10 protein-coding genes are annotated in these 10,754 nt (G+C 37.8%); 2 read left to right on the plus strand and 8 right to left on the minus strand.

Annotated features, from left to right (window positions below):
• The 6 genes from JW841_11860 to JW841_11885 all read right to left on the minus strand — a co-directional run.
• A partial coding sequence (locus JW841_11860) for a hypothetical protein (protein ID MBN1961633.1) occupies positions 1 to 732 on the minus strand: 732 nt, incomplete at its 3' end.
• Positions 729 to 3,008, minus strand: coding sequence for a thrombospondin type 3 repeat-containing protein (locus tag JW841_11865; protein MBN1961634.1), 2,280 nt, complete (start codon positions 3,006 to 3,008; stop codon positions 729 to 731). The genes JW841_11865 and JW841_11860, both read right to left, overlap by 4 nt.
• An 87-nt stretch (positions 3,009 to 3,095) precedes the next feature.
• Positions 3,096 to 3,491, minus strand: a complete 396-nt coding sequence (locus JW841_11870) for a hypothetical protein (protein MBN1961635.1) — start codon at positions 3,489 to 3,491, stop codon at positions 3,096 to 3,098.
• 299 nt (positions 3,492 to 3,790) lie between these two features.
• A complete protein-coding gene (locus tag JW841_11875; protein ID MBN1961636.1) occupies positions 3,791 to 4,387 on the minus strand; it encodes a superinfection exclusion B family protein in 597 nt (198 codons plus the stop codon).
• Between the two features lie 81 nt (positions 4,388 to 4,468).
• Positions 4,469 to 5,377 carry a tyrosine-type recombinase/integrase gene (locus JW841_11880; protein ID MBN1961637.1) on the minus strand — a complete coding sequence of 303 codons (909 nt, stop codon included), beginning with the start codon at positions 5,375 to 5,377 and terminating at the stop codon, positions 4,469 to 4,471.
• A 286-nt stretch (positions 5,378 to 5,663) separates the two neighbouring features.
• Positions 5,664 to 7,373, minus strand: a complete 1,710-nt coding sequence (locus JW841_11885) for a hypothetical protein (protein ID MBN1961638.1) — start codon at positions 7,371 to 7,373, stop codon at positions 5,664 to 5,666.
• A 120-nt stretch (positions 7,374 to 7,493) separates the two neighbouring features.
• On the opposite strand from JW841_11885, the gene JW841_11890 reads away from it, so the two are divergent.
• Positions 7,494 to 7,886 carry a helix-turn-helix transcriptional regulator gene (locus tag JW841_11890; protein MBN1961639.1) on the plus strand — a complete coding sequence of 131 codons (393 nt, stop codon included), beginning with the start codon at positions 7,494 to 7,496 and terminating at the stop codon, positions 7,884 to 7,886.
• 141 nt (positions 7,887 to 8,027) lie between these two features.
• Here the strand turns inward: JW841_11890 and JW841_11895 are convergent, their stop codons facing one another.
• Positions 8,028 to 9,320, minus strand: a complete 1,293-nt coding sequence (locus tag JW841_11895; GenBank protein ID MBN1961640.1) for a helix-turn-helix domain-containing protein — start codon at positions 9,318 to 9,320, stop codon at positions 8,028 to 8,030.
• Positions 9,321 to 9,670: 350 nt separating this feature from the next.
• Positions 9,671 to 9,814 carry a hypothetical protein gene (locus JW841_11900; protein MBN1961641.1) on the minus strand — a complete coding sequence of 48 codons (144 nt, stop codon included), beginning with the start codon at positions 9,812 to 9,814 and terminating at the stop codon, positions 9,671 to 9,673.
• A gap of 41 nt (positions 9,815 to 9,855) precedes the next feature.
• On the opposite strand from JW841_11900, the gene JW841_11905 reads away from it, so the two are divergent.
• Positions 9,856 to 10,754 (plus strand): retron St85 family RNA-directed DNA polymerase (locus JW841_11905; GenBank protein MBN1961642.1); only part of this gene is annotated, 899 nt, incomplete at its 3' end.

Below are 10,754 nucleotides of genomic sequence, written 5' to 3' on the forward strand. Positions count from 1 at the left end.
TACGGTTGAACCCGCTAAAACTTCTGTTTTGAAATTGGGGTATCGTAAAAACAAAGTATCACCTGAGCCATTATTTTCACGATAAGCCAACGTATAGGCAAAGCTATACGACCAACCAGGCGACCATAAATAGGGCCAATTAATGGTGGCTAAAGACGCACTTGTATTTGTTGATTGCGGCATGGCGGCTTGCGATGAATATTTTCGCCATATGCTCAGCAAATCATTGCCATCATGTATTTCAACATCGGCATTGTTAACGCTATAGGTAACGTTACCAGTAATTACATTAGTTGGATTTCCTATTGTGTCTTCATCGCATTCATCAGGGTCTGGTGGTTCAATTGGCTCGCATTCATCCCATTGGCCTTTAAAACATGCTGTTCCGCAACAGCCATCGGTGATCTCTATAGTTGGGGCACCACCCATATTCTCCATTGCACAACAAGCACCGGTTGGCTGGCATAAACAATATGAATTACCGCCACAATTACAAGCCATATATTCTGCGCCAATGTTGTTATATCTTGCATCTTCAACAGTACATATTCTTTTAGCAGCGTTATTATTGCCAATACAATGTTGTATTGAAACTAGCCCATATGCGCTTGCACAAACACGCATATCACCAGGTGTGCAGTCTTCTTGTGCGAAAGATGTTGAAGGTATTAAAAATATTGCAGCGCAGATGATTATTACTGAATCGATTGTTTTGTTTAAATCTATTCTCATTGGCACACCTCACAACCTAAACCTTCGTCAATTTGACCATTGCCGTTGTTGTCTAGCCCATCGCAAATTTCTATAGCACCTGCATGGGTATTAGGGTCATTGGCAGCAGCATTAGTCTCGCAAGCATCACCCATGCCATCACCATCAACATCGCTTTGATTGCTGTTAGCAACATTGGGGCAGTTATCTACTTCGGCGCAAAGATTATCTTTATCAATATCGTTAAGCTTATCTTTCGGGCAGATATCGCAAACATCACCAATACCGTCATTATCACCATCTATTTGCGCATGCTTTTCTTGCACCAAACAAGCAAGCTCATTTGTGACTACATAAGTATTTGCGTTTAACGGGCAGTTATCTAGTTCATAGCTAAGCCCATCGCCGTCAATATCATCTAGGCGTAAGATAAAACTAGCATAATTAATTGCTGCAGCATTTGCCGCTATCTTACCTTGATATTCTGCACTTGCTGATAGCGGTAGTGATACTGAATAAGCTTTGTTTGTTACTATAGCTGTAACAATATCAGATGTCGGTTTTGTAAACTGAGCGACTACTTCACCGGTGTTATTTGCACTGCCAACTACAGCAAGTTCGCTAGCAATATTGTTTTGTGATGAACGACTAAAGGTGAGGCTATCAATTGTTACATTTGCCTCATTGTTATTAATCATTGCAAAATACGCTAAGGTTGGGTCTGGCAAAATATTAGCAGCCGTATACAAAGTAGTATTGCAACTTTGTAGTCTAGAAGTTCCAGGCCCTATATAGGCATTACGTTTAGTATACTTACAAGATGTATAGGGTACGCCTATTTTAACAATGTTTTGCTTAGTACTAACAACTATTTCATCTAGGCGAGTTAGGGCAACATTTACCACATCGTGTAAACAAGTAGTGCGCACGCTAGTAGCGCTGCAACCACCTTGGTCATCGCCACTCAATAAAGTTAAAAAGCCTTTTGGAGTTAAAGCCCATAACTTATCATTAGCAGCAAATACAACACCGCCCGTAATATTGGCAGTTAAACCATTTACTTTGGCGAGTTTTAATTCAGTACGTCGCTGACAATTACTTAACGCTTGCTCACTAAGTGATTGCTCACCACCACCTAACAAAGTGATGATTGCGCCTGGTGCAATTTCACAACCTGCAATCTTTTTTGTTTGTGGTGAAAAATTTGCTGCACGAATACGATAATCAGTAGTGTTTATAATATCTGTAAATAATACCAAACCATCAAAGGCTTCGTAGCGTGACTTAGGCGTTAGAGTTATATGCTCAATTTGACCGATTGGAATATCTTCTGTGGTTTGACCTTCTAATAATATTACTATTGTCTGCTGGCTCGCTATTGGCGTGCCCAGCGGCAGGGTTAAACTAGCATCACTTAAATTATATGCCTCAATACGACTGCCAATACCATCACTAATTGCGCTAAAGACTAATGCCTCATAACTAATTGCCATACTTGTAACTTGCGGTTTTGGTGCGTTATTGTTTTGCGGATTTAAAGCCACACTAAGTTGCAAAATTTCACTCAACCTAACTGGGTTATCTTCGGTACTTTCTGGTGTATTCATTGTTTCGCAGCGCTGCTCTATATTGCCAGGCCAATCAAGCGCCATAATATGACAACCGCATGTTGTCTCGCTGCAAGCACTTTCACCACGAGGTGTATTACATTGTGCTGCCAAGGTTAAATTATATGCTGAGCCACTCGTGATTGCGGTGAACCTACTTACAATATTGGGTGTATTGTTATTAGCCAACTCGTTTATTGATACTTTATTTGCGCTAGCTATAGCAGTAGGTAGCTCAACTTCGCGCCAAGAATTGCTTGGTATACGAGCTAAGGCGGTAAACTGTTGACTATTGCCGTTGTGCTGAAGCAAGGCTCGCCAATCGCCATTAAAACCAACATCAAGATCAGCTAGCTGACTACTTTGGCCAGCAAGACCTAAACTTGTTTGTAAATCACTTAAAGGTAAGCTAGTGGCAACTAAGCTGCTGTCGCTATCTAAAACAACTGCTTGTATAGTGGCACTGTGTTTAGGCTGAATCGTTGCACTAATAAGATGTTGCTCAGTGTCGATAGTAATTTTACTTATTTGCTGCCAAGAAGTTTGGTCATCATATATAGCTACCAAGTTTATTGCCGATTCTTTGCTAGCTAAAAAATTTACAGCGTCAGGGCTAAAGCTAAAAGTTACTTTAACTTCTTTAGTCAACTCAGCGCTGCTATTAAATATAATAGCCGGAGCAACCGCCATGCCTGAATGTGATAATGCGGCTGTTGCAGGCTTCAGCGAAATATAGGTAGCACCATATTGATAAGCAGCTAAGTAACAACAAGCAATTTAGCGCGAGAAATTATACGGTGTTTCTATTGGCAGCATAATTGTAATTACACCGATACCATTTTTATCTGGGCCAATCACTGCCTTAAATTTCATAATTTTAGTTTGTTGATTGCTCAAAGAAATTCGTACACGAAAGATAATTATGTTTGTATTGCCACGACGCATAGCCACTCGAAACAGCGTAAAGAGTATTTCACATAACCGAGTAGCTTCATTTATCCCCCATGCTTGTGTGTGCTGATTACAAACAATATACTGACACCAAATTCTATGAGTTAATAATACCTGAACGTTGAAACCGATTTCATTAGCGGGTTTGCTTACATCAATGAGTAGATCTTCATTATGTTTTTGAGCGTTAGAAGAATTGTGAACAAGACCATTAGTAAACATGGGTCACCTTTCCTTTTGTCGTTAAGAGTTGAGTAATCGAGTGAGAGAGGTGGAAATAAACATCATTATGCGATGCGTTATTTAGGCATTAATATTCAATTTTAATAAAATTACAGCTTTAATGAGGCAAAAAAACCTTCGTTAAATGATCTACAAAGCCCTTCAGAGCGCTTTTTAGGGTTAAGAACACCGGTTTATACGGATAATTGAAATTTTTAAGCGTCTATGGGCTTCTATGGCTTATAAACAATAACTTCAAAATTACACCGACTAATGTGAGTTAGGTGGTGTGAATGTATCTACCATCGGCCATAGCGAAGATCTCTATGTGCTGAAATTCTTTCAACGAAAGGTGGTCGGTTATTAATCAGAGCTTGATGCTTGGCGTCATCTATTTCTTTTGGTATATCTAAAATCTCTTTAGTAAGATATGGTTGAATAAATTCTGAAATTGCTAACGGAAATAACATCCCTGTTATATTCATTAGTCCATTCGCACTGACTCTATAAAGAATTCCGTTATTTAAAAGCCCAGCAACTACTGGGTCATCTGTAGGCATTTCAATTGTATTCTGGTTAGTAATATAAAATTCACGCAACACAGATTGTTCCTCTCTATCAATATTTTTTAGATATGCAACAGCTAAGGATTTAATGTGTATATTGGTAATTTTTCTTATGACTTTAAAGATTATTTTTATTATTAACATAGCTGTGCTTGCAATAAATAATATACCGAACCACTTCCCATAGGATTGTAATAATTTGTTTACATGAAGATGAGACAACCACTGTTCAGGTAGTAAAAGAATAAATCCTGAGACAAACCAAAACAGCAGTACTGGCCTAAGTGGTATGTCCTTTATTGTTAAAACCTTTATAAGCAACTCTTTCATAGTAACCCCGCCTCTTCTCCATATACCATTACTACCTAAATAAGTACCGGGTACCGGTATTTTTTCGATGATGCATAATATTCATACAAGGCTTGGCACACAACTATACGCCGGATTACGTCTGCCACTCAATCGTCGTAAATAATTGGCGGTAACATTAAGGTTAGCATGACCGAGATGCTCCATTACGTCCATAAGTTTTGCACCACCTTCTTCGGCAAGTTTTGCCCAAGTGTGACGTCCGACATGGCTACCAGTTATTTTAACTTTAGCTTTTCGTGCATATCGTCGAAACTGGCGATATATACGATCGGCACTCATGCGAGCAGATGTTTTGCGGTAGCCACTAATTTTAGCGATAAGCAAAGGTGAATTCGTGTTAATTGAGTCATCGCGTGTTTCGATATATCGTAGTACTAAGTTATAAACATGTTGTGGCAAATCTACTACACGTGGTTTTGCTCCCTTGCCAATCACTCGCACTCTAGTGAACGATTCATGGTCCTGTTGCTCTAACGAAATATCGCCAATGTTAAGCCGCGCCACTTCACTTACACGCAATCCACCAAACAATAATGCAATTGCTACAACATCACGTTTACCAATATCACACATAAGATTTATTTGTTCAGTAATTGTCTTTGCTTCTTTAAAAGTTATAGCACGTGGTGAATTATGACGTATACGTGGTATTGGCACATTAAGAGTAGGATTAAATGTTGCATAATTATTCGCAACAACAAATTTAAAATAACTTCTTAAAGCACTAAGTCTCAAAGCTACGGTAGCTGGCCGTTTACCTGACATTGATTGTTTGAAGGCGGCTACATCTTCAATTGTTACTTGGTTTGAATGCAATCTTTTCATGAATTTAAATGCTAATCTTACACTTTCACCATAAGTATCGCGTGTACGACGGCTATTAAGAGTATTAAGCCATATTTTTATGATGTTATTATTATTTTTGTAAACGTTACTTAATGGATACACTTTCGCCCTTGCTCCTATTACAGTCATCTTTTTGCCTTTCATGTTGCCGGGGTAATTTATTGTTGGTATTTAAACTGATTAGCGCTACGCATACTTAATGTAATTTATGGGCAGTATTATTTTATAGTTGCAAACACTCTACCGAAAGCGCCTGCATATTATTAAATTCAATTGCATACATAAGCCAGGCAATATTTTATTAAGTAAAAATCGTCTGCGTTCAAAAAGATCTTGCCCGCGCGCGCGATGTTATTAGGGGAGGGAGACACCTGCACATACTTTAAATTCAATGTATCATATTATCAGGGTCTTCAATATACATCGGCCAACGCTGAATAAATCCTACCGAAGTCGCGACATCACTCCACATTGTTTTTCGAAAAACACATAACTTAAATGATCCAACATTTTCAAACCTTGTTTTGTATGTATAAACAAGTGCATGTCTTCCTCTTGCATCAACAAATTCATATAAATGCGGCTCAAGTTCTTTTACTACTAGTCCACTAATAACTCGTTCATTACATCCAGCCTTTTTTGCTATAATAGCTATTTGCTTATCTTCCTTTTGAGCATTTTCTAACTCTACATGTTTTTGTGCAATTTTATCCACCTCATCAGTCTTCGCACCGGTTTCTTGCATTATTTTTTTTACAACGACCAATAAAGAAAGCGCAACATCATAAGAATTTAAATCCTTACCTTTTGGTTGCGGGTTAAGTTTTAACAACATAGGCACAATGTCTCTAATATACTTTAATGCTTTTTGGCGCAATTTTACATACCTTGCAGACTCGCGTGATTTATTGCTTAACTCTACAATATGCATTAATGATACGACATAGTGTGTGACTTGCTTCTTTTTATACTCACGTTTTGCGCGATTAACCCATTTTTTAATCAGATATATTTCTAAATTTCGGATCCTCTCTAAAACCTTCTGTGCTTCTGGGGTATCAGGAGCATCTTCTATCTTCATCCATATTGCGGTTGCTTCATCTAATGAGACCGGTATTTTTATTTCTACATTATCAAGTAGTTTTGCTGTTTCTGTAGGCCAAGCACGTTGTTTTGCTTCTAGTTGTGCTTTATATGCTGCTTCCTTGGCAGCTTTGCGTTCAGCAATAAAATTCTCTAATTCGGTAGTTGTCGGTATATAGTTAAAAGCGTTGCTATTCGTTTGGTTTTCTATGGATATCGTTGCCCAAAATTCTTTTGCTTTTTTTGGTGGCTGAAAATCAGGTGACATTTTAAATGCAACGTATCCAGCCTTATCCGTCGTGCCCGTGTTAGTGTGCCCATTTGTCCATTTAGCCGTTAGAGATGTATTTACTGAAGGATATCTACTGCAATCACTTGCCTGATTTTTTATAGTTGATTTCGTAATACCTAGATCTTTGGTAGTATCAAATGAACGAATGAGATCAATTATTGGAATAGTTAATAATACAGCCCCGATACCACTTAAAGCTTTACCATGAGTATTGTAGTCAATACATCTTTGCCGCTCTGGTTCACCACTTCTTCTAATAGTGCTACAATGTACGCCACCTTTAGCTAGCATTATCGCACCCGCACCAGCAGCTATGGCACCAAGCACTCCGCTTGTCCATTCTACACCAAGCGTTAAATCGCGCTCTTTAGTACTAACGCCGTTGTTCAGAAAATCGGTAATGACATTGCCATTAACCTCACGTTCGATATCAGCAAATCTATGTCTTGTTTGTTCAAACACTGGCGTGCATGATGTTATATTTGTAACTGAACATTGAAGAATTTGCTTATTTAGCATACACTTTTCGATCTTTGGTTTTGTCACTCGAATAGGATCAAGAGCACGAGTACTAACAAGGCTAGAGTATTCATTAGTTTTAACTTTAAATGTTGCACATCCTGAAAATGCAAGTGTTGCTAATATTAATACCACGATAAAGCATCGTGTGATGTTGTTCTTTACAACGATGGCAATTGCTATAGTTAACCTCAATGTAAACATTTCTTTTCTCCTCTCACAAAGCGATTTTACGTAAATTCTCATAAAAATACCATATGCCATATTATTTAAGCATTCTGTCCTAAATACGACTGTATTGGATATCGATATGATTTGTATGAAATGGCAAAATCAAAAAAAATCCGCAAAAACCGCACTGAAATTGAAGAACGCATACGAAAACGGGTTCGCGCGTTGCGTAAAGACAATAAACTTACTTTGAGTGAAGTCTCTCAACGTTCAGGTTTAACAATTGATGCTGTAGGAAAAATCGAAGGTGGAAGACGTACACCGAGTTTATCGACTTTGCTTAAATTAGCGCGTGCTTTTGAGGTACCACCAAGCGAACTTTTCTCAGAAAATGAGCCTGAATTATCAGCTACATTACGAGCACTTGTAACATTGCTCGATGATAAGCCTATTGATGTTCAGCAAGCCGCTTTAGATATTGTACGCTCACTTCTCACGGTTATTAATGGCAAACGCATAGCTAATAACCGAATACGTGGAAATTAATGCTACCGATGTCTGATACACTAGTGCGCTTCAGTTTTTAGACCTATGCTACATATAAGCGTCATAGACAATTTATTTTTCCCTAGTAAAAACATATATTTAATTTAATAAAATTAAAATTTGCCACAACTATCAAATACACTAGGATCTTTTATTTTTACGAAGACCGGCATCAGAAAGAAAACGATTGGCCAGTTTGTGCCACTGGTGCATAAAAATAATTTCTGGCCCGGGAAAATTACTGATAGTGGTATTTGCTTGTAAGACTTTTACGAATTTGCGCCAATCCTTATTGGATGTCATTTTTTCTATCGCATTACGACCAAATATTTCGACAAGCATTGCAATATACTGCTGTGGTACTGGTAAAGATGATATATTTGATAATTTATAAATATCAAATGGTTCAAAAACGTTCTTTAGTTTGTTTGTTATATCAACCAATTTAAATGCATCACGAGGTTGATACATTGCTTCAGTACGAGTTAGAATAAAACTAGATGGGATTTTCCCAGCATTGCGGCGTTCATGGGCTTTATCATAAATTTTGCATTTTAACTCAGATTTATCTCCACCAAAAAACATATAAAGATTTTTACCGCGACCAACCCAAGACTTCCAAGTGTAACGACCAAAGAACTTATCAAAATAAAATGCAGCAATATCTAAAGGGTAATCAATAGCAAGATCCACTCGTGTTAACCAAATATTTTTTTTCTTTACATATGGGCAAATAAAAATCTTAAAAACATTGCGAATATTCAATGGTGAATCTAAAGCCTTCGAGCCAAAATCGACACGAATAAACTTTCTTTTCTTTTGACCTTTTTCATCAGTAGGACGACAACTAATGTGCACATCAAATTCTTTTATGTGTACTATGGTTTTATAATTTTCATCTGAAGAAAAATTACCAGCCATCTGTTTTTTAATACTATCAAAGTTGGTTCTGCGATTAGATGGTTCTGCTACACACGTTAATCGATCAAGCTTTAACTGTAATAGATCCGTCTTTTTATTTTTTTCATTCTTCTCTTTTTTAATAAAGTCAGTAACACTAATAGTACTTTTTTCTATTTTTGAAAGTCCTTTATAACGGGCTATAAGAGGAACTATTTGTATCATATGGCGCCATTGTTTTATCGATCGTGGTATTTCACCAGACTCATATTTGCTAACAGTACCCTTATCACAAATTAATACTTTAGCTAAATCATTGCCCGTAATACCATTAATACGTCTTTCTTCACGAAGAAGCCGTCCTAAATATGGTACTCTATCATTTTCTAAAATATTGCATGCTAATTTTGTATCATCTGTTTTATTATGGTGTATTTTTGCTGTACTACCGCGCAATTTGTTGCGTCTTGATAATTTGTTAAAGCTATTAAAATTTAACTTTTTAGTACTATGTTTTGTTTTTCCTTTTCGCATAATTTCCTCGGTGCATCGTTATGCATCCGAGCAGTTTCATTGGCCGTTGAGCTCACTTTAACTTGCCACTCTTTTACTATACTGATGAATTCAGATATATTCTCAATACTTTCGCGAGCCTGTTCCTTAGTGATTTTTTGGCCAGCACATTTTTGCCATAACTTTATTGTTTGGCATTTAAATTGCTGCTCTTTTTGCTTAAAATGCTTCAAGATTGCCTAGGACCAATGCGCCACTCAGATACTTCGCGCTGCTTATGGTCCTCGGCTTCAGAGTCGCACTAATAGAGAGGAGCCTATTAAATTTAGTTTTTTATGCACCCATCACGGGAGTCATGAAAGAATAACGTACTAACTACAAATTTCTTCAGTTGCTATTACGAAACGGTAGCTTTTGCCGGCTTGAAGAGTAAGGCTTCTTTTTCCATTGTTAATACCACCCAAAATGCCTTCATTTGATTTATCGCTTGAGCGGGCTCGCATGTTAGATGTCATTCAAAGGATACCAGCTGCACGGGAAGCTTTGGAGCATATCTATGCCACTAAATGAGCCTTCACTTATTCAAGTAGCGGCAAGCGAGCTTCTTCTAGCCGAGCATGATATATCTCAAATAGCTCATAAAGCTTCATTTAACTATCGCAGATATTCTGTTGATAAGCGCAATGGTAGTGGGAAACGCTGGATTCATCAACCGGCTCCTAGCCTAAAAGCAATTCAGCGTTGGATATCACGTCGAGTATTATCTATTTTACCTATTCACCCTTCTGCGTATGCCTATCGCCAAGATTATAGCATTAAAAAACATGCTGAGGCACATTGTCGCAATGCTTATATTCTTCGCCTAGATATCAAAGAATTTTTTCCTTCCATACGCAATAATGATGTTCGCCTATTTCTTAAGCGCTCTGAAAATTTATTACGTAAAGTGCATTTGTTCTCTGATGAAGATTACAATTTTATTATTTTATGTTTATGTCGATTCACACGTGTGGCTATTGGTGCTCCAAGCTCACCGATGCTGACGAATGTAATCTGCTATCACTTAGATGAAAAACTTCATGACCTTGCCGTTAAAAGTGGCCTAGTTTATACACGCTATGCCGATGATCTGTACTTCTCTACCTCGTCTCCAAATCTTTTAAGTAAAATACCGATTGCCGTCGCCACAATTCTGCGTGAGTTAGATTGTCCTGCCCATCTCCACCTTAATCACCGAAAAACTTGCCATAGTTCCAAAAAGCGACGCAGAAAAGTCACTGGTGTCATATTAACACCTGATGGACAGCTTTCTGTTGGCAGAGAACTTAAACGCCGGATAAGAGCTATGGTGCATCAAGTAGACCATCTTGATAATAAAAACAGATTACAACTAGCCGGACTTCTTGGTTATTGCCAAGGAATTGAGGCATCGTTCGTAAATAGGTTATATGTAAA

The organism is Deltaproteobacteria bacterium (assembly GCA_016931625.1).
Taxonomy (GTDB): domain Bacteria; phylum Myxococcota; class XYA12-FULL-58-9; order XYA12-FULL-58-9; family JAFGEK01; genus JAFGEK01.

Bases quoted from the DNA above. Each gene is read 5' to 3' on its own strand.
- JW841_11890 (MBN1961639.1), top strand. From the start codon at position 7,494: ATGGCAAAATCAAAAAAAATCCGCAAAAACCGCACTGAAATTGAAGAA.
- JW841_11885 (MBN1961638.1), bottom strand. From the start codon at position 7,373: ATGTTTACATTGAGGTTAACTATAGCAATTGCCATCGTTGTAAAGAAC.
- JW841_11875 (MBN1961636.1), bottom strand. From the start codon at position 4,387: ATGAAAGAGTTGCTTATAAAGGTTTTAACAATAAAGGACATACCACTT.
- JW841_11895 (MBN1961640.1), bottom strand. From the start codon at position 9,320: ATGCGAAAAGGAAAAACAAAACATAGTACTAAAAAGTTAAATTTTAAT.
- JW841_11865 (MBN1961634.1), bottom strand. From the start codon at position 3,008: ATGGCGGTTGCTCCGGCTATTATATTTAATAGCAGCGCTGAGTTGACT.
- JW841_11870 (MBN1961635.1), bottom strand. From the start codon at position 3,491: ATGTTTACTAATGGTCTTGTTCACAATTCTTCTAACGCTCAAAAACAT.
- JW841_11900 (MBN1961641.1), bottom strand. From the start codon at position 9,814: ATGACATCTAACATGCGAGCCCGCTCAAGCGATAAATCAAATGAAGGC.